This is a genomic window from Phormidesmis priestleyi ULC007, assembly GCF_001895925.1.
GTDB classification, from domain to species: Bacteria; Cyanobacteriota; Cyanobacteriia; order Leptolyngbyales; family Leptolyngbyaceae; genus Phormidesmis_A; species Phormidesmis_A priestleyi_A.
In genome coordinates, this window is the sequence record NZ_MPPI01000023.1 from 56574 (window position 1) to 75107 (window position 18534).

Annotated in this window: 22 protein-coding genes; 9 read left to right on the forward strand and 13 right to left on the reverse strand. The window is 49.2% G+C overall.

Annotated features, from left to right (window positions below):
* Window positions 1–141: 141 nt before the first annotated feature.
* Together BRW63_RS17820 and BRW63_RS17825 are read right to left on the reverse strand one after the other, a co-directional pair.
* Entirely contained in the window at window positions 142–594 is a 453-nt protein-coding gene (locus tag BRW63_RS17820) for an NUDIX hydrolase (RefSeq protein WP_073073606.1), read from the reverse strand.
* An 18-nt stretch (window positions 595–612) separates the two neighbouring features.
* Entirely contained in the window at window positions 613–1041 is a 429-nt protein-coding gene (locus BRW63_RS17825; protein WP_073073548.1) for a hypothetical protein, read from the reverse strand.
* Window positions 1042–1288: 247 nt separating this feature from the next.
* On the opposite strand from BRW63_RS17825, the gene folD reads away from it, so the two are divergent.
* The 3 genes from folD to BRW63_RS17840 are packed head-to-tail and all read left to right on the forward strand — an operon-like array spanning window position 1289 to window position 3622.
* Complete coding sequence (folD, locus tag BRW63_RS17830; RefSeq protein ID WP_073073550.1) at window positions 1289–2182, forward strand: bifunctional methylenetetrahydrofolate dehydrogenase/methenyltetrahydrofolate cyclohydrolase FolD; 894 nt, start codon at window positions 1289–1291, stop codon at window positions 2180–2182.
* Window positions 2183–2211: 29 nt separating this feature from the next.
* Entirely contained in the window at window positions 2212–3138 is a 927-nt protein-coding gene (gene crtE, locus BRW63_RS17835; protein ID WP_073073551.1) for a geranylgeranyl diphosphate synthase CrtE, read from the forward strand.
* Between the two features lie 22 nt (window positions 3139–3160).
* A complete protein-coding gene (locus BRW63_RS17840) occupies window positions 3161–3622 on the forward strand; it encodes a divergent PAP2 family protein (RefSeq protein ID WP_073073554.1) in 462 nt (153 codons plus the stop codon).
* Between the two features lie 123 nt (window positions 3623–3745).
* On the opposite strand, the gene BRW63_RS17845 is transcribed toward BRW63_RS17840, so the two are convergent.
* The 5 genes from BRW63_RS17845 to BRW63_RS17865 are packed head-to-tail and all read right to left on the reverse strand — an operon-like array spanning window position 3746 to window position 6064.
* The gene (locus BRW63_RS17845) at window positions 3746–3967 is read right to left on the reverse strand and encodes a type II toxin-antitoxin system HicB family antitoxin (RefSeq protein ID WP_073073556.1); all 222 of its coding nucleotides are present in this window, start codon (window positions 3965–3967) and stop codon (window positions 3746–3748) included.
* On the reverse strand, window positions 3964–4179 hold the full coding sequence (locus BRW63_RS17850) for a type II toxin-antitoxin system HicA family toxin (RefSeq protein WP_073073558.1): 216 nt from the start codon (window positions 4177–4179) through the stop codon (window positions 3964–3966). Before BRW63_RS17850 ends, BRW63_RS17845 begins: the two co-directional genes overlap by 4 nt.
* A 51-nt stretch (window positions 4180–4230) precedes the next feature.
* The gene (locus tag BRW63_RS17855; protein WP_073073560.1) at window positions 4231–4965 is read right to left on the reverse strand and encodes a hypothetical protein; all 735 of its coding nucleotides are present in this window, start codon (window positions 4963–4965) and stop codon (window positions 4231–4233) included.
* A gap of 50 nt (window positions 4966–5015) precedes the next feature.
* A complete protein-coding gene (locus BRW63_RS17860) occupies window positions 5016–5342 on the reverse strand; it encodes an MgPME-cyclase complex family protein (protein ID WP_073073562.1) in 327 nt (108 codons plus the stop codon).
* Window positions 5342–6064 (reverse strand): pyridoxine 5'-phosphate synthase, encoded by a 723-nt coding sequence (locus BRW63_RS17865; RefSeq protein WP_073073565.1) that lies wholly within the window; start codon window positions 6062–6064, stop codon window positions 5342–5344. Before BRW63_RS17865 ends, BRW63_RS17860 begins: the two co-directional genes overlap by 1 nt.
* Window positions 6065–6457: 393 nt before the next feature.
* Here BRW63_RS17865 and BRW63_RS17870 point away from each other — a divergent pair, with 393 nt between their 5' ends.
* Window positions 6458–7240, forward strand: coding sequence for an SAM hydrolase/SAM-dependent halogenase family protein (locus tag BRW63_RS17870; RefSeq protein WP_073073567.1), 783 nt, complete (start codon window positions 6458–6460; stop codon window positions 7238–7240).
* Window positions 7241–7570: 330 nt separating this feature from the next.
* The gene (locus tag BRW63_RS17875) at window positions 7571–9226 is read left to right on the forward strand and encodes an ABC transporter substrate-binding protein (protein WP_223257421.1); all 1656 of its coding nucleotides are present in this window, start codon (window positions 7571–7573) and stop codon (window positions 9224–9226) included.
* 151 nt (window positions 9227–9377) lie between these two features.
* Here the strand turns inward: BRW63_RS17875 and metK are convergent, their stop codons facing one another.
* Window positions 9378–10637 carry a methionine adenosyltransferase gene (metK, locus tag BRW63_RS17880; protein ID WP_073073569.1) on the reverse strand — a complete coding sequence of 420 codons (1260 nt, stop codon included), beginning with the start codon at window positions 10635–10637 and terminating at the stop codon, window positions 9378–9380.
* 369 nt (window positions 10638–11006) lie between these two features.
* On the opposite strand from metK, the gene BRW63_RS17885 reads away from it, so the two are divergent.
* Together BRW63_RS17885 and BRW63_RS17890 are read left to right on the forward strand one after the other, a co-directional pair.
* Complete coding sequence (locus BRW63_RS17885) at window positions 11007–11276, forward strand: hypothetical protein (RefSeq protein ID WP_073073571.1); 270 nt, start codon at window positions 11007–11009, stop codon at window positions 11274–11276.
* Window positions 11273–11524 (forward strand): PIN domain-containing protein, encoded by a 252-nt coding sequence (locus tag BRW63_RS17890; RefSeq protein WP_073073575.1) that lies wholly within the window; start codon window positions 11273–11275, stop codon window positions 11522–11524. Before BRW63_RS17885 ends, BRW63_RS17890 begins: the two co-directional genes overlap by 4 nt.
* Window positions 11525–11541: 17 nt before the next feature.
* Here the strand turns inward: BRW63_RS17890 and thiD are convergent, their stop codons facing one another.
* Window positions 11542–12354 (reverse strand): bifunctional hydroxymethylpyrimidine kinase/phosphomethylpyrimidine kinase, encoded by an 813-nt coding sequence (gene thiD / locus BRW63_RS17895; RefSeq protein ID WP_073073577.1) that lies wholly within the window; start codon window positions 12352–12354, stop codon window positions 11542–11544.
* Window positions 12355–12449: 95 nt separating this feature from the next.
* Window positions 12450–12743 (reverse strand): hypothetical protein, encoded by a 294-nt coding sequence (locus BRW63_RS17900; protein WP_073073579.1) that lies wholly within the window; start codon window positions 12741–12743, stop codon window positions 12450–12452.
* Between the two features lie 518 nt (window positions 12744–13261).
* Here BRW63_RS17900 and BRW63_RS17905 point away from each other — a divergent pair.
* Window positions 13262–14668, forward strand: a complete 1407-nt coding sequence (locus BRW63_RS17905) for an acyltransferase family protein (RefSeq protein ID WP_073073580.1) — start codon at window positions 13262–13264, stop codon at window positions 14666–14668.
* Between the two features lie 4 nt (window positions 14669–14672).
* Here BRW63_RS17905 and purN read toward each other — a convergent pair whose 3' ends face one another.
* Window positions 14673–15362 carry a phosphoribosylglycinamide formyltransferase gene (purN, locus tag BRW63_RS17910; protein ID WP_073073582.1) on the reverse strand — a complete coding sequence of 230 codons (690 nt, stop codon included), beginning with the start codon at window positions 15360–15362 and terminating at the stop codon, window positions 14673–14675.
* Window positions 15363–15593: 231 nt separating this feature from the next.
* Here purN and BRW63_RS17915 point away from each other — a divergent pair, with 231 nt between their 5' ends.
* On the forward strand, window positions 15594–15968 hold the full coding sequence (locus tag BRW63_RS17915) for an ASCH domain-containing protein (protein WP_073073584.1): 375 nt from the start codon (window positions 15594–15596) through the stop codon (window positions 15966–15968).
* 251 nt (window positions 15969–16219) lie between these two features.
* Here the strand turns inward: BRW63_RS17915 and fba are convergent, their stop codons facing one another.
* Together fba and BRW63_RS17930 are read right to left on the reverse strand one after the other, a co-directional pair.
* Entirely contained in the window at window positions 16220–17299 is a 1080-nt protein-coding gene (gene fba / locus BRW63_RS17920; protein WP_073073585.1) for a class II fructose-bisphosphate aldolase, read from the reverse strand.
* 729 nt (window positions 17300–18028) lie between these two features.
* The gene (locus BRW63_RS17930) at window positions 18029–18454 is read right to left on the reverse strand and encodes a transposase (RefSeq protein ID WP_262983549.1); all 426 of its coding nucleotides are present in this window, start codon (window positions 18452–18454) and stop codon (window positions 18029–18031) included.
* Window positions 18455–18534 lie beyond the last annotated feature (80 nt).

Here is an 18534-nt window from a genome sequence, read left to right on the forward strand (position 1 = left end):
TGCCCCCTAAATCCCCCATTCTGGGGAACTTTGAGAAGACTTGCGGTTTCAAAGTCCCCCAGAATGGGGGATTTAGGGGGCGTTTCCGAATTCGTGCAGGAGGTCTAGTGAGGGATTAAAAATAGAGTCTATGGACTATTTTTAACCATTTATTGAACCATTTGCTTCGATGAAGTCTAGCAAAATTTGTTGATGAGTTGCGCCCATCGGTCGAACTTGGTTAGCTCGATCGGAGAAACATTCTCCTCGCACAATATCATCTCGCGAAAGCAATCCCAGATCCCACCCTTCCATTAAAACAAGCTTCTCCAGCCCAACCGTCAGCGGTGCGTGGAAGACGTGACGAATCACTTTTTCATCGGCGTAGTCCTTGAATCTAGTCACACTCGGCATCGTGTAGCCAATTTCTTCAATCAATTCTCGCACAACGGCGACTTCTGAGCTTTCTCCTGGCTCAATGTGTCCCCCAAAAAAGCCCCAACAACCTGGATGGACAATGCGGGGATCGTTGTCTCTAAGCTGCATCAAAAATCGGTTCTCTCGATAGAGAATGGCGATCGCCACCTGAATCCGATCGTCGCTCCCATTATCCATGCGATTCATCCCGGCACACTACACTTTATTGGCTGAAACGGGTTCGGTGGCTCCTTCTTGCTCAATATAAACTGACCCTCGATCCTGACCATTCAATAGAATACTCTGATAGCGGACTTTTCCGGTGACTTTTACCTCAGTTCCGGGGGCGAGGGGCGCACTTTTTGCCACCACCCAAACTTTGCCCGTTGCGTCTTGAAGCTCATAGGCACTCAGACCTGCTAGCGGCGCTTGAGCACCAACTTTGCCCTGTAAGTGAACTGTAAAATTTGTTTTCTGCTTTTGCAAATCGCTGATTTTGGTGGTGCTAAGGTCTAGGGTCGAAAGCATCGCTTCAGGACGAAGCTGCGTCTCATCAGCCTGTAAAATCGGACGACTACAGCCCAATAACCCAACCAAAAGAGACAGCCCAAACCCGCGTGTGAGAATTGAGAAGTGCGATCGCATGGCTCACCTAACTGCTTTAAAGAACGTCTGCTTCACCATTAGAGTTTGATTTAGCCGCGTTGAAGGACTAGCCGAAAGGCATTACAAGGTAGACTGAATTTGCGAAACTAGGACAAGTTTGTTGATGTGCTAACACACATCTCCCTATTTTTGCTCAACGATCGTACTCTTCCCTGAACTAAAAGATACCCGAAGTATTCAGAATTTTGGATTCGGTCTTTTAACTCAAAATTTATCGCTCACCTTTATGACAGCCCAACTTCTCGACGGCAAAGCTCTGGCTCAACGAATGCAGGCAGAGTTAGCCCAACAAGTCAAAGTTTTGCAAGCAAATCACAAGCGTCCGCCAGGTCTAGCAGTTCTGATGGTGGGCGACAATCCAGCGAGTGCTGCCTATGTGCGAAATAAAGAACGGGCTTGCACGATCGTCGGGATCGCTTCTTATGGCAAACATTTTCCAGCCGATGCGACTCAAGCCGAGTTAGAACAGACTATCCACGAACTCAACCAAGACGATCGGGTAGACGGCATTTTAGTCCAGTTACCCCTCCCCGCTCATCTCGATTCTGTAGCGCTGCTCAATCAAATCGATCCCGATAAAGATGCAGATGGGTTACACCCCTATAATCTTGGGCGTTTGGTGCGCGGCGAACCCGGCTTGCGAAGCTGCACGCCTGCGGGTGTGATGCGGCTTTTAGAAGAATATCAAATTGATCTCAGCGGCAAACAAGCCGTGGTCATCGGTCGGAGTCTTTTGGTCGGCAAACCGATCGCGCTTTTGCTGCTCGAAGCAGACGCGACGGTGACGATCGCGCACTCTCGATCTCACGATTTGGGGGCGATCGCTCGCAGTGCCGACATTTTAATTGCAGCCGTGGGTCGCCAAGGGCTAATCACGCCTGAGATGGTTAAACCGGGCGCTGTTGTCGTCGATGTCGGCATTAATCGCATCACCGACGCAACGGGCAAAAGTCGATTAGTGGGAGACGTTGACTTTGAGGCAGTCCAACCCGTTGCCGGATATTTAACCCCAGTTCCAGGCGGAGTTGGCGCGATGACTGTGACCATGCTGTTGCACAATACAATATGGAGCTATTCTCAAAAGTTTGCGGGGTCAGTCAGATTGAATTCTGGAACCTGAAACCCAGAGAAGATGTTAGGAGGGAACCTATGTTAGTGACAGATGAAACACAATTTTCAAAACGAGCCTCTCAATTTGACTTATGCGCTTATCTATCGACTCGGCAAGAACAGGTAGAAGCTGCCCTCGATCGCTCCCTCCCGGTGATCTACCCTGAGCAGATTTATGAGGCGATGCGCTATTCGCTGCTGGCAGGTGGCAAGCGGTTGCGTCCGATTCTTTGTCTAGCAACGTGTGAATTGATGGGCGGCACGATCGAGATGGCCATGCCAACTGCCTGTGCGCTTGAAATGATTCACACCATGTCGCTGATTCACGACGATCTCCCCGCGATGGATAATGACGACTATCGGCGGGGCAAGCTGACCAATCACAAAGTTTTTAACGAAGCCGTCGCGATTTTAGCCGGAGATGGCTTGCTGGCATACGCCTTTGAACACATTGTTGAAGAAACTCAAAACGTTCCGCCCGATCGCTTGATGAAGGTGATTGCCCGTCTCGGTCGCGCAGTGGGTGCGGCTGGGCTGGTCGGTGGGCAGGTCGTCGATCTGCACTGTGAAGGCGCGTGTGATGTGAAAATTGAAACGTTAAACTTTATTCATGCTCACAAAACGGCTGCCTTACTCGAAGCGTCGGTCGTGAGTGGCGGCATTATTGCAGGCGCATCAGACGCAGACGTGCAGCGATTGTCTCAATATTCTCAAGCGATCGGGCTGGCTTTTCAAATTGTCGATGATGTGTTAGACATCACCTCGACTCAAGAAGAGTTGGGCAAATCGGTCGGAAAAGATTTGCGCGCTCAAAAAGTCACCTATCCTAGCTTTTGGGGCATTGAAGAGTCAAAACGCCAAGCCCAACAATTGATCGAGCAAGCCAAATCAGAAGTCGCAGGATATGGCGATCGCGCCTTGCCTCTGATGGCGATCGCCGACTTCATCACCGCCCGCACTCACTAAAAAACGCGTCACGCTTTAAACCATGCAGGACTTTGGCGATTTATTGAATAACAGAGTGCTGCTAGTTGCGATTTTTGCTTGTTTATTGACTCAAGCAACTAAGCTCATTGTTGAACTGATTAAAAATCACAAGTTAAATTTTCGCGTTGTTGTCGAAAGCGGTGGCATGCCGAGTTCTCACTCTGCGCTAGTGACCGCGCTGGCGGCTGGCGTGGGACAAACTTCAGGATGGGCCAGCAGTGAGTTTGCGATCGCCACGATCGTCGCCATTGTTGTAATGTATGACGCAGCAGGCGTTCGTCAAGCTGCCGGAAAGCAAGCTCGAATTTTGAATCAAATCATTGATGAGTTCTTCCAGGGAGAGCATCAATTTGCTGAAGATCGTCTCAAAGAACTACTAGGACATACGCCCGTTCAAGTCATTGTTGGGTCGATTTTAGGCATCGCTATCTCATTTGGCGCAGAATTTGTATTTGGTCAGTAGGGCGCGGTCAAGGGTTGACGAACGGGTTCTTCGCAGCGTAGTTGTTCGCTTGCCCGTGATGCTGGGCACTTCAATCAGGTGCCCTTTGATGTCCGATGAACTGTTCGCTATCTCCACGAGCCTCTACGCAGCTTGAAAAACTTTCGGCTCTGGCAGAGACTTGCCTTCATCCTGAAACATCTCAATCAGTGACTCAATCACTTCTTGACCGTGCGTTACCGCCTCCTGATAGGTTTTGCCATCGGTGCAAGGTTGCTTCACCACATCGGCAAAATCGGGCAGTATCACCACAAAGCATTGATCAACCTCAGACCACTGAATCACCATGCCATACTGTGCGCTCATTCGTTTCCCTCCTGCGGTTTCTCTAGCTCTGATAAGGCATCTTTGACCTGTTGCTCCAAATAGTCTGGGCTATCGTCGCCATCCTTTCGGGCAATAACAATGCGCCCATCCCAATCGGGGTGAAACCAAACCGTGTGGCTCCCTTTTGCCTGTCTGTAGTCAAACCCAGCTCGTCTCAGAATTTTCTTGAGTTCTCTAATCTTTCTGGGCATCGTTGCTCACTATCATTTACCCTCCTTACATTTTGATATTGAATCGATCGCCTATCGTTCTCCGACCGCAGATGGAGAAATCTGGACGCTAGACTTCAGCAGAGTGACGCGGCGACTGTCTACGACCATGACAGAGAAACCGCGATCGCTCAAACTCTGCAACATAGAATTTGCTGCCTTTTGATCAGGGGTATGTACGGCTAACAGATAAGGACGCTGCCCGTATGACACTAATCCCACGTCTTTTTTAAGGGCCTGCTGTAGCTGAGTGGCTAACTCTGGCTTGTTAAAATAGCTCACCAAAACTGCGTAGCCTGCGCCGAGCGGCTGAGGATTATATTTCGAGGAATTAGAAGGATTTGTGACCCCTGCTGAGGGGGGATTCGCAATTCTAGCAGGACTTTGAGACGCATTTCCGATCGCAGGTCGTGCCACAAACGCTTGCAGTCCCACAGTTTCAGTCAGATATTGCGCCCAAGAACTGGCAGTTTCTACGGTGTTAAACCCACTGACGCGAGTCACCACATCATCTAAATAGCGACAAACTGTGGTGCTGGCGCTGGTGGGCAACACTTTGCGTAACTTGTCTTGAACGTCTGGCGTTTTGCTCACCACCAACAGCAAATATTCGCCAGAGTTGGGGGGCTGACACTGCGGATTGGCTTGGGCGATCGCTCCCGATGGGAACTGCAAAGCAAGCGCGTGTGGAATCGCCACCAACAGCCCGACGATCGCGGGGAGTGCCTTCAATCTAAGCCAATCAGAGCGCACGATCGTCGGGTACATAGATTTTTTAGCTGCGAAAAACTAGGTCGGATCAGGAAGTTCGTCAATTATCACGAAACGGCAGCCAGAGAAGCCAACGGCTGAGGAATCGTTTCTGAAACCTGGAACTCACCTGTGATCACATATTCTAGCCTCAGCTTTAGCCAGGTAATAAATTGTTTATTGGTTGACACGATCGCCGCCGCAGGTTGAGGACATTGGACTTTGATCGCCGCTAATTCCGGCGCTTCGAGAAATGCAGGCTGTTTGACGAGCCAGAAATCGATTTCTTTTTCGTTTTCCTGATAGTTGCGAGTCCGTTCTTTAAAAATTTCGTCGATCGGTTCGTCTTCGGTCAGAAATTTCTGGCTGGCTAAAACGTAGTAATAAGTCGTCATCACACTTTCCCTTGAATCACTTGTTTCATTTCTCGGACGGCACGTTCTAACCCCACTAAGGCAGCCCGGCTGATGATTGTATGTCCAATATTCAATTCTTCCATGCCTGTGAGACATGCGATCGGATAAGCGTTCCAATAAGTAAGTCCGTGTCCGGCGTTGACCCGCAGCCTAGAGGCGATCGCGTGTTCACATCCTTCTGCTAAGATTTGCAACTCTTTGGCGCGGCTGTCTTCGGTGTGAGCCTCGGCATACTGTCCGGTGTGCAGTTCGATAAATTTAGCACCCGTTGCAGCAGAGGCATCGATTTGATGACGATCGGCATCAATAAACAAACTAACCGGAATCTGTGCGTCCTGAAGTTGACTGACCACAAATTTCATGCGGTCTAGCTGTCCGGCGATATCTAAGCCGCCTTCGGTGGTGACTTCTTCGCGCTTTTCGGGCACGAGCGTCACATAATCGGGTTTGATGGTGAGGGCGATCGCCACCATTTCATCAGTCGCTGCCATTTCTAGATTTAAATGCGATCGCACGGTTTGCCGCAATAGTTGCACATCGCGATCTTGAATGTGTCGCCGATCTTCGCGCAGATGAACGGTGATGCCATCGGCCCCGGCAAGTTCTGCTAAGACAGCCGCCGCGACGGGATCAGGTTCTACCGTGCGTCGGGCTTGCCGAATGGTGGCAATATGGTCGATGTTGACTCCGAGTGTAGGCAAGACGGTTGTTCTCCGAAGCTTTCGACCCTGATTTTAACGTGTCTAAGGGGTTGTGATGTTGCTGAAGTCGCCCTCTCCCCAAGGAGAGGGAACAAGATTGTTAGCTCCCCTCTCCTGCGGCTACCGTGTATGCACAAAGTGATTTAAGTTCAGATTGCTGGGGGTTTGCCCCCTAAATCCCCCATTCTGGGGGACTTTGACCCAAAACGTTCAGTTTCAAAGTCCCCCAATTTTGGGGGATTTAGGGGGCAAAAGCCGCTCTTAACGAAGCGAAAGGACTCATGCATACACCGTAGCTCCTGCGGGAGAGGGCTAGGGTGAGGACAGATCTGGCAGTTCACAAATCAGCGGTCAACGATAAAATCCTGATGGTGACTTTGTAAAAAATTAAGTATGTATATTAGCCTGATTGCAGATTATGGAACGGGCGATCCTGCCTTTTCAGAAGTGACTCAACGCCTGTCGATCGGCATTCCTCAAGCGCAAATCAATCTGCTCTCAGTTCCCCCATTTAGCACGTTGGCAACGGGCTTTTGGATCGCGCAACTGGGTTTGAATCCGGGTCCGGCAGAGCGATTGATTTATCACAACTGCGCCCCGCGTCAAGACGACCCCGAAGCCCGACAAAACAACGAAGGTGAAGGATTAACTTACGCGCTGTTAAACAACGGCGTAAAAGTGGTTGGCGTAAATGCTGGATTCACACTTTCGTTTATTAAGCATCACGCTCAGTTACAAGTTGTGAATGTTTCGAGAGGCGGCTCGCAGTTTCGATCGCGTGATGTTTTCCCCCCGGCTGCGGCTGCGATCGCGAATGGAGATCTCAGCTTGCTAGGCGAGGCCCTCAACCCAGAGCAAATTTTGGATGTGCCTAACGATCGGGTTGCCTGGGTCGATGGCTATGGCAACATCAAAACCACAATTCCGGCTCACACACTGAAGTTAGAGCCAGAAGCCAAGGTCGTGATTCGGATTGGCGATGTGGTGAGCGATGCGATTTACTCGGATGGGAGTTTTCGCGTTCCTGAAGGCACTTTGGCGTTTGCTCCCGGCAGTTCTGGCTGGTCGGCTGAAGCTGGCGAGATTCGCTGGATGGAGTTGTTTTTGCGCGGTGGCAGTGCTTGGGAACGGTTTGGTAAACCTCGCGTGAATCAAAAGGTCGCGCAGATTGGTTAATTTAACGTGAATTCGATGAAGCTTTTCGCTGCGGTTGCAAATCCGGGTTGCCCCCTAAATCCCCCAAAATTGGGGGACTTTGAACCTGAATTCTGGGCTTGAAGTCCCCCAGAATTAGGGGATTTAGGGGGCTGAAGCGCTGAAGAACGAAGCGAAAGAACTCATCGAGCTGACGTTAGTTTAGGATCGTGAATTAAATAAAGCCAGAATCCGGTAGCATGGCACTGCCGTGCCCATTGGCGTTGCAAGTAACCGATACTATTTAATCCACAATCCTTAATAGATTGATAAACGCTAGTAGCAATGAGCGGCAATGAGGAATCGAACGCGGTGAAAAAACTTTTGAGACAAGTCCGAAATCAATTCAAACACGCTTGGCAACCTGGATTTTTAGCAGCGCTGGTGACGATCGCTCTCATTGTTTCAAATTGCAGCAGCCCTAATAATCCGGGTGGGACGGCTCAATCAGGTGTATTGATCTACGGCTCTGGGGGACAGCCTGTCAATCTAGAATCGGGCAATATCACAGACGGAAACTCGATCGTCGTTCACAATCAAATTTACAACCGCCTGATCGAATTCAAGCCGGGAACCACAGAATTACAGCCCGGTTTGGCGACTGCGTGGACGGCTTCACCCGATGGCAAAATCTGGACATTTAAATTACGTCAAGGCGTTAAGTTTCATGATGGAACTGAATTTGATGCGGAAGCTGTCAAGTTTAACGTCGATCGCTGGTGGGATAAAAACAATCCCTTTGGCTATCGCAACGCGGGCAAGACTTACGAGATTTGGGAACAGATTTTTGGTGGTTCTAAAGGTGAACCTAATTCACTGCTTCAGAATTTGGTTGTGACTGATAAATTCACGATTCAGTTTGTTTTGAAGCAGCCGTTTGCGGCATTTCCCAGCACGATCGCGTCCGGTTATTTTGGCATCGCCAGCCCGACCGCGATTAAAAAATCTGCTGCAAGTTATGGAAAGCCAGCCGCCGGAGCCGTGGGAACCGGAGCGTTTATGTTTAAAGAATGGCGATCGGGCGATCGTATCGTTCTCGAAAAGAATCCTAATTACTGGAAGGCTGGATTTCCCAAAAGCAATCAACTGGTGATGCGGTTTATCACCGATCCAGCAGCAAGACTAGCGCAGCTTCGGGCCGGACAGCTTGATTTCACAGTGGATCTTGCCCCCGACCAAAAAGCAGAAATCGATCGAGACACTAATCTCACAGCCATCTTTCGTCCTTCATTTAATGTTGGCTATCTGGCACTTAATCCTACTTATAAACCCTTGTCGGATGTGCGAGTTCGGCAAGCGATCGCCCATGCGATTAATCGACCCGCGATCGTCAAAGCCTTTTGGGGAGACTTGGCAGAAAGCACGCCTCACTTCATCCCGTCTACGCTCTCTTGGGCGCAGTCTCCTGACTTAAAAGATTACGATTACAACCCGCAAAAAGCTAAAGAACTGCTGACTCAGGCAGGCTACCCCAACGGCTTTGCGATGGACTTGTGGTATATGCCCGTTTCTCGTCCCTACTTTCCGACTCCGAAGCCGATCGCAGAAGCCTTTGCCGCAGATTTAAACGCTGTCGGCATTCGCGTCTCCCTCAAAACAAAAGACTGGACGGCTTATATCGCCGATCGCATCAAACCTCCCGGCTATCAATCTTTTATGATGGGCTGGACGGGTGACTATGGCGACCCAGACACGTTTTACTATCCTCACTTTGGGGCAGGTGGCACTAAAGATATTGGTAGCTGGAAGAACGATCGGGTTTTGCAATTGCTTGATCAGGCCAGACTTACCGCAGACCAATCGGCGCGTTCAAAACTCTATGCCGAAGTCGATCAGATTTTGCATCGAGAAGTCGTGCGATTGCCGATCGCGCATTCTAAACCCTTACTCGTTTCTCGTAGGACGATCGACGGTTGGCTACCCAGCCCTCTAGGAACGGAACCCTTTGAAGCCATCTCTAAAAAATAAACAAAAACCCCTGAGAGGATATCTCTTCTCAGGGGTCAAACGAATCCCAATTTTGGAAACAATTGCGATTGATCGTTCGAGCTGACGGGGCACAGCATGCCATGCCCCTACGCAGATCTGTCACATTCGCAAATCAAATGGGTATGGGAACTTAGGCTCGTGCCGCAGCAGGTTGAGCTAATGCCTCTTTAAGCACTGCCACCTTATCGATTTGCTCCCAGGGAAGCTCAAGATCGGTGCGGCCGAAGTGACCATAAGCTGCCACGTCTTGATAAAAGCGACCGCCACGCTCTCCGGGCAAGCCTCTCAGGTTGAACTCCTGAATAATGCCCGCCGGACGCAACTCGAAGTGCTGATTGACCAACTCCAGAAGCTGACTATCGGCAACCTTGCCCGTGCCAAAGGTTTCGATCATGATGCTCACCGGGCGAGCTACCCCGATCGCATAGCTTAACTGCACTTCGCACTTATCGGCTAACCCAGCAGCGACAATATTCTTCGCCACATAGCGACACGCATAAGCCGCACTGCGATCGACCTTTGTGGGGTCTTTGCCAGAAAATGCGCCGCCCCCGTGCCGCGAATAACCGCCGTAGGTGTCTACGATGATCTTACGCCCTGTCAAACCAGAGTCACCTTGAGGCCCGCCGATCACAAATTTGCCCGTGGGGTTAACCAAAAAGCGGGTGTTTGCATCAGGCTTGATCTCGACATCTTCAAACGTTGGCTCAACGACCAGCGCCCAAAGGTCTTCTTTGATTCTTGCCAAAATCGCAGCATCATCGGTGATGTCTCCGATCGTGGCGGTGTGCTGGGTCGAAATCAAAATCGTGTCGATGCCAACCGGACGATCGTTCTCATAAAGAACGGTGACTTGGGTCTTGCCATCAGGACGCAAATAAGACAGTTGACCCGTCTTGCGGACGATTGCTAGCTTGCGCGAGATGCGGTGAGCCAGACTGATCGGTAAAGGCATTAACTCAGGCGTTTCATTGCAGGCAAAGCCAAACATGATTCCTTGATCGCCTGCCCCGATCGCATCGAGCGCTTCTTGACTCGATTCTTCACGAGATTCGTGGGCCGTGTTGACCCCTTGAGCAATGTCAGGTGATTGCTCGTCGATCGCAATCAGCACCGCGCAACTGTTGGCAGAAAAGCCATTTTCAGCGCCCGTATACCCGATTTCGGCGATCTTTTGGCGCGCTAAATCGATGAAGTTAACTTGTGCTTTGGAGGTAATCTCACCTGTAATGAGAACCAACCCAGTGTTGACAACTACTTCAGCAGCCACGCGGCTTTTGGGATCTTGTGCTAATAAGGCATCGAGAATTGTGTCGGAGATTTGATCACAAATCTTGTCGGGATGCCCTTCTGTAACCGACTCTGATGTAAAAAAATATCGTCGTGACAAGGAATTCTCCTCTTAACTAGATAAGGGTTAGAGACAGTCTAAATTGCTGGAGGGATTATATCACCCAGCCTCAGTTGGATAATGGGCGATCGCACACCCCCAAGCACTGGCTGCTTAGAGATCAGTCTAAGTTGAGCCTGACAGAAGTTTTGAGATCTGTTGTGGCATCCTAGCAATTACACGGAGAAAAGCGCGCGCTCCAATTGTCAAGCTTCATTAACTCTTTGAATTCAATCAGTTTATTTTTGCAGAACTTTAAGAACGATTGACAAGGTTTGCGATCGCAGATCTTGTAAAAATTAAAACTCGTTGGCACATCTCTTCCGACCAAGCAACTTACCCCTTTAAATAGATATAAACAGATCAACCATGAACACTCAACCCATTACCCTTCAACTTCCCATCGGACTTTTAGCGCAGGCACAGGCGATCGCAGGCAGCCCCGAAGATCTGCAAAACTTTCTGATTCAAGCGATCGAACACGAGATTGAGCGATGCCAATCTGCCCCAAGGATGGGATTTTGGGAAGGTGTTGAACGACTCCGCGCCGAAATGCAAGCAGAAGGCATTGAGATCGACCCTGATGAGATTTGGGGCGACGTGCGCGATCGTTCCCCCGGACGAGACATTAACCTATGAGCATTTATCTGATTGATACCAACATTCTGTCTGAACCTATTTTCCCGATTTTGCCCTACGGCGCTGAAGCTGCAAAATGGCACGCCATTGAACGTGCTCGACTTGTAGCAATGGGTCAAACTCCAGCTTTTCAAGATGGACAAATTGCCGCGATTGCCCACGTCAACAATTTGATTCTTGTTACCAATAACGTTTCTGACTTTGCCAACTTTCAAGCCCTACAGATAGAAAACTGGTTTGCATCATGACTTTCACCATTCTTATCTCAAGTTAGAAGTGGGAAAAAGTGTCCGATCGGGCCTTGACCCTGACCAATGTTGAGAGCATTGCAAAGCGCACTAGTGACATAATCTTTAGCGAGGCACGTTGCAGAGAAGAGATCGTGACCCAGCGTCAGATTTGCAGCGATCGCGGCTGACAAGGTGCAACCTGTCCCGTGAGTGTTTTGAGTATCGACCTGCTCGGTGGTTAGCGTTTTTAACTGTTTGCCATCAAACCAGACATCAACGCCTCTCAAGTCGCCCTTCATGCCGCCGCCTTTGACTAAGACAGCCTTGGCTCCGAGCTGATAAATGCGCTGTGCTGCTGCTTGCATAGCTTCTAGCGTATCAATTTCTAAACCACTTAAAATCTGTGCCTCGTAGCGATTGGGCGTTAACACTGCCGCTTGGGGAATTAACTGCGATCGCAGCGTCGCGATCGCGTCATCGTCAATCAGTTGCGCTCCTGTGCGAGACACCATCACGGGGTCAACCACCAGATTTGGAATGTTCAGCCGTTTGATCTGTTCGGCAACGGCGGCGATAATCTCTTGGTTAAGCAGCATTCCAGTTTTTGCCGCCTGCACACCGATGTCTTGCACGACTGCCTGCATTTGAGCCACCACCGCCTCGGCAGGTAGCGCATCGACGCGAGTTACGCCCAGCGTGTTTTGCGCGGTGATACAAGTCAAAGCGCTCGTTCCATGAACTCGATGAAAAGCAAAGGTACGTAAATCTGCCTGAATTCCGGCTCCGCCACCGCTATCTGAGCCAGCGATCGTCAACGCAACCGGGACGGAGGCAGGGTTAAAGGTCATACACCGCAGATTGAGGGTTTGATTACTATCCTAATCGGTGCTGCAAGCGTGAAAAGGAGATCGGGTTAGGTGAGATAAAATCGACTGTTCACCACTTAAGCCGATACTGATTTAACCTGACAAGTCTCTACTTTATACACTTCTTCGCCAGCATAATAGAGAGAAATATAGCGCGCACCCAACATTAATCGAGTCGAGTTGAGGAGCCGATCGGAATCAGCAATCATCCGATCGACCAGCCAAGGTTCGGGGCAGTGAACTCGTAGCGTGTCGTTGCAGTCTAGCTTGATTAAGCAGAGACCCAGCGTTTTTGAAAACAGTTGGCGCAGACGCTGAATTCGATATTTCTCTAAAAGACGCAGATCTTGGCGAGTTAGCTGAGGAGACATGAGAGCAACCCAGAAAGTGATGTACAGATTAAATCGGATTCAAGATCGAATCTACACGGTGAAATTGGGGATATTCTACTGGCTTGTTAATCTTCAATACCCGTAGTTTCATTGAATCCTCATTATGCAGCTCAACCGAGATGGGTTGACCTACCTAAAGAGGTGTTTAATGGCACGATCGATTAAAGAAATTCTTCACTTAATTCTTCCTGCGCGCTCAAAAGTTCATATCTCACGAGAGATGCCTCAAGACATAGTTTCCTGGTAGCTATAAATACTTAGATAGATTTTTATAGATCCGCCTGCCACTCAAACTAAGCGGCGTATATGGTAGAGTCTCGATTCGTTTAGATTTTAAGGGTTGGCTCTTTTAAAGCGTAAGGCTGAAAGCTTCTCTCTGAGAAGTATCAATAGGCTTTGAGGGTTGCGCCTCGGTAAAACGGATCTATATAAAAAGTCTGGATTTTGAGCAGAAACCAGACTCACAAATGCGACATCGGTTGAGAGAATATTTGAGAATGAGTGATTTTAAAGAGCTAAGAGTGCAGCGTTTAGCATGGCTAGAAGGAATTCGTATTTTTGCAGCCATAATGCTGTTGCTTTATCACTCTCAGCTACTTTTTACGAAGTATATCTACACGCCTCAGCCGACTGGGTTATTGAGCAATGGGCATCAAATTTTAAGTGCCGCAAGTCAGCTTGGGTCAGGAGCTTTTACCCAAATCTCTAGTGTTCTGATCTGGTTTGGCTTTCAGTTTGTAGATGTTTTTGTCTTGATTAGCGGCTTCAGCTTAGTGTTATCACTGAAGGGAAAACCCTTAGAAGTCAAAAGCTTTCTCAGACGACGATCGCTGCGAATTCTCTTACCGTTTTGGACGGTGGCATGGTTAGCGTATCCGGTGCTGTGGGCGATCGGTAAAATTACTAACAGCTATGCACCCGATGCTTGGCACACCTTCGGAGGGCTGACCTTTCCGCTTTTGTTTGACTATGGGGGAAGTGTGCTCATGCCCACGAGCGGGCCGTGGTGGTTTGTTCCACTCATTCTCAGCTTTGCGTTTATCTTCCCATTGTTGTGGAATCTTCTACAGCGTTGGGGCGCGCGCAACTCGTTGATTGTTAGCATCTTAATCACTCTAATCTACCGAGCATTTGCAGTTTATGTCTTTGGTGGACATCCCACTTATGTTGTTTTCAATACTCCTACCGATTGGCAACCCTTTCTTCCGTTCATCGCAAAACTGAGTACTTTTGTGTTAGGAATGGTGGTTGCACAATCTTACCTACAGCGTAAAGGTGCAATTTACTGGAAGCCTTCTAAAGCTTTATTAGTCGGAATCCCCATCTACAGTCTTGGATTCATCGGTCAGTTTTATCGGTTTGGCTGGATCTTTGCTGACTTCTTCGTCGCGATCGGACTTTCACTCTGCTGCATGGTGATCTTTCGCGCCCTTGCTGAAAGGTTTCGACTTCAATCGATCATGGTTTGGTTAGGGCTTCATAGCTACAGTTATTTTTTAATTCATAACTTTGTCATTGATCGAACGATTAATCTTGCCGTCGGCGATCAGCTTGCATTATATTATCAAGCGCTTCCTGTTATGGTAATCGGGACGTTGCTTTTAGCGGTTTTAGCAGATTCAACCACTCCCTGGTTGCAACGAGCAGCCGTCAGCTTGGGGCGATCGCTAGATGCGATTTTGGTGTTCACGTCTCAACAGCAGACTTGCCTGTTTAAAGTCGGCGATCGGGTCTGCTATCACGGCAGTCAGGGTTGGAATATTATCAAGGTCGAGCAGGTGGTTCATGATCAGACATTTTATCTTTGTCGAATTTCTGACGGACACAAAACGCTTTGGGTCAACGAAAATGATCTTAAGCCAGATCTCGATCGATCTAAACAAGCCAAAATTCGTTACTCATAGATCCCTACTTTCGATGTAGATTGGGCAATTCACTGTCCAGCTTTTTTCTGAAAGCTTGAGACGCAAACCCGATCGCTGGAGGATAAATCTGATGCTCTTGAAGATGAATCCGATTTTGCAGCGTTTCAACCGTGTCATCGGGCAACACAGGCACCGCTGCTTGCATGATGATGGTGCCGCTATCGACTTCAGGCACGACGAGATGCACCGTGCAGCCCGTAATTTTCACCCCTGCTTCTAACGCTTGCTCGACAGCTCGATTTCCTTTGAAGCTAGGCAGCAAACTGGGGTGAATATTCAAAATCCGATTTTCAAAGGCGCAAATCAATATAGGGGTGACGATTCGCATCCAACCCGCCATAATTACCCACTCAACCCCTGCTTGTTGGAGGGCTTGCACGATCGCGCGATCGAGGTCTTCTCGATTCTCAAACTCGCGATGATTAAACAGGGCTGAAGGAACGCCCCACCGCGCCGTTCGCTCGACCACTTTTGCCCCCGGATTGTTGTAGATCAGCAGTTCAACCTGGGCATTGAGTTGACGATCGGCGATCGCCTGAGCAATCGCCTCAAAATTGCTGCCACTGCCCGATGCCATCACTCCTAGCTTGACGGGTGGTTGAGGATCAGCGATCGGGGTCGGACTGGGAGAAATCAAGCTAGAAACTTCCGCAATTGCTGGACTATTGCTCATGGATGTTGGGTTAAGAAAAATCAGAAAACTAATTCATACTAGCAGTGAGTCTTGCCGCTCTAATCAGAAGTTCGATCGCTAGGTTATCTATAGCAATCCTGAGTGAATTGGCGCATGGGCATCTTGCCCGTACAGCCTAGAGTCCTGTCCCACGAGAGGGCTGGGGAATCGTTAAACCTGTTTTGTCAATTTCCGTTCACAATATAGTCTCAAAGTGAAGAAGTTTTGAGAATGCAAGAAAAACGAATTCAATTTGTTTCTGATCATCTAGTTGATCAGATTGTTCAAGGTCGCAAAACAGCAAGCTGCGTGTGGCTAAATCAACTCGACGATGAAGATGATTACAATCACGCATTGGTGGTTGGTGAGTACTACAGTGTTTACAAACTAGATAGAACGCCAGCATGCAAAATACGAATCGTTTGCTTAGAGTTATGTACGTGGGATAACATACCAGAAAGACTTTGGCGGGGTGAAACTGATATGTCGGCGGAAGAATTCCGAAGCGATCACCTTGAATATTTTAATAATCCCACTGATGAGTTTGAGTTTGTAGCTTACTACTTTAAACTTGTTGAATCAAATCAAGTAAGGATCGTAAATTAACGTCAGCTCGACGAGTTTTTTCGCTGCGCTGTCAGCAGCTTCTGCCCCCTCAATCCCCCAATTTGGGGTAGGGTCAATTCAACTGTAAGCCTGATTAACTCGTTCACGGCTGAGCAGCCGTTAAACGGAAGTTCAATTAAATCGGTATAAGGAGTTGCCAAAAAGCTAGAAGAGCCGATCAGAAGTTAACCCCAAAAAAACTGGGCAGTTTTGCAACCGCCCAGCTTCTCAACTAACTCAAGGACTCAGGCTTAAACGCCAACCGTCTTCTTAGTCACTGCGGTCAGTTCGCCCTTCGCATACTTCGCAGCATAGTCTTCAAGACTCACTTGCTTGATCTTGCTAGCATTACCTGCTGCACTAAACTGCTGGTAGCGATCGCTACAAACTTTCTGCATGTACTTGATCGAAGGCTTGAGGAAGAAGCGGGGATCAAACTCTTTAGGGTTAGAGAACAGCGCTTCACGAACGGCTGCGGTAATCGCTAAACGGCAGTCAGTGTCGATGTTGATTTTACGAACACCGCTCTTGATGCCCTTTTGAATCTCTTCGACAGGCACTCCATAGGTTTCAGGAATCGCCCCCCCATTTTTGTTGATCAGCGCGATCAAATCTTCAGGAACGGAAGACGACCCGTGCATCACTAAGTGAGTGTTGGGCAAACGACGGTGAATTTCTTCGATGCGGCTGATCGCCAACACTTCGCCCGTCGGTTTGCGAGTGAACTTATAAGCTCCGTGGCTGGTGCCGATCGCCACTGCCAAAGCGTCAACCTGGGTTTGCTCAACAAACTCAACGGCTTCGTCAGGGTCGGTTAGAAGCTGATCGTGGGAGAGGGCACCCTCAAAACCGTGACCGTCTTCTGCTTCGCCTTTGCCCGTTTCGAGTGAGCCGAGGCAACCGAGTTCACCTTCGACACTGACCCCGATCGCGTGAGCGACTTTCACGACTTCGCGGGTGGTATTGACGTTATATTCAAAACTTGCAGGAGTCTTGGCATCAGCTTCGAGCGAGCCGTCCATCATGACGCTACTGAAGTTGTTTTTCATCGCTGAATAGCAGGTTGAAGGCGCGTTGCCGTGATCTTGGTGCATCACGATCGGAATTTCGGGATAGGTCTCGATCGCCGCCAAGATCAAGTGACGCAAAAAGTTTTCGCCCGCATAGTTACGCGCACCGCGAGAAGCTTGCAAAATCACGGGGCTATCCGTTTCATGGGCAGCCTTCATGATTGCCTGGATCTGCTCCATGTTATTGACGTTGTAAGCCGGGATGCCATAACCGTGTTCAGCCGCGTGGTCAAGCAGCAGCCGCAAAGGTACAAGCGCCATAGATAGTCCTCCTGGGTGGTTGGGGTCAGCGAGTGGATGTTAAACAAATTAATTGTTACGACAATCTTAAGACAATTTCACGCCCAAAGTTAGTCGAATTTGTCGATTAAATCAACTAGATAGGTAGAAATACTATTAATTTTACTTATGAATGGTGAGATGAACCCAAAATCAATCCGAGGTTTTCGTAGTTTGAGATCCATCGTCGGAGGTCAATCTGCGTCTGAATGGGGTTGGAGACTCGGCTGATTTAGATGCTTGACTCGATCGCTGAACTTGGTGAACTGCTCGATCCAACCCGACTATTTGGCCTACAGCGAGGGAACGAGATTGCTCAACGGTTCTCAGGATGTCTTTCGCCAGAAAAGATTGCGGCGTTGCTGAACGGTGATATGAATTGCCCCCCCAGCCCCCCAAGTTTGAGGGGAACCGGAATCTTAAAGTCCCCCAAACTTGGGAGATTTAGGGGGCGAAAGGATTCAGCCTCGATAGACAGATTCATACTTCTATTCAGCAACGCCAAGATTGCCAATCACGTCACCGATGGGTTAGTCGAAACGTTTGGCGCTGCCTTTGCGAGAATCTGGCTTTTTTAGCGGGTCTGACTGTGTGCGATGGTGATCAAGATGCGCTACTGCTAACAGATGACCCAGCTCAGATCCACGCAAAACGAGTGTTGTGGATTCAGCAAGGCCCTCAGGCATTGCCCAAAGGAGTCAAGGCTAACTCCTAAGAAACACACTCCGGGAGAGCAGGTTTAGCAACGAGGTCAAATCCAAGCGCCATCGCCTTTTTCTTGAGGTTTTTGACCATTCGTTCCTGATACTGCTGCTCGTAAGTTTCCATGCCCGGATCGACAAACGCACCACCTGAAGTCCACAGGTGATAGAAGATGCGAGCGAGTTTGTGAGCCGTTGCTGTAATCGCTTTGGGTGCGCCGAGTTTCGCTTGCATCCGCCGGTAAAATGCGCCCAAGGCAGAATGCGACCGCACCAGGGTTTGCGCTGCCATCCGCAGCGCCGTTGCAACTCGATTGGCGACTTGGCGAGTCTGCGAACTTTTGCGCTTGCCGCCCGTGATGCGACTGCCGGGACACAGCCCTAACCAAGAGGCAAAATGCTTAGCCGAGGGAAATTTTGACGGGTCTAGTCCCAACTCGGACAACTGAGGTGGAACCCAAAAACTGGACAGGTGAATAAGCTCTAAACTTCCCACCCATGATAGGAATGGTTATG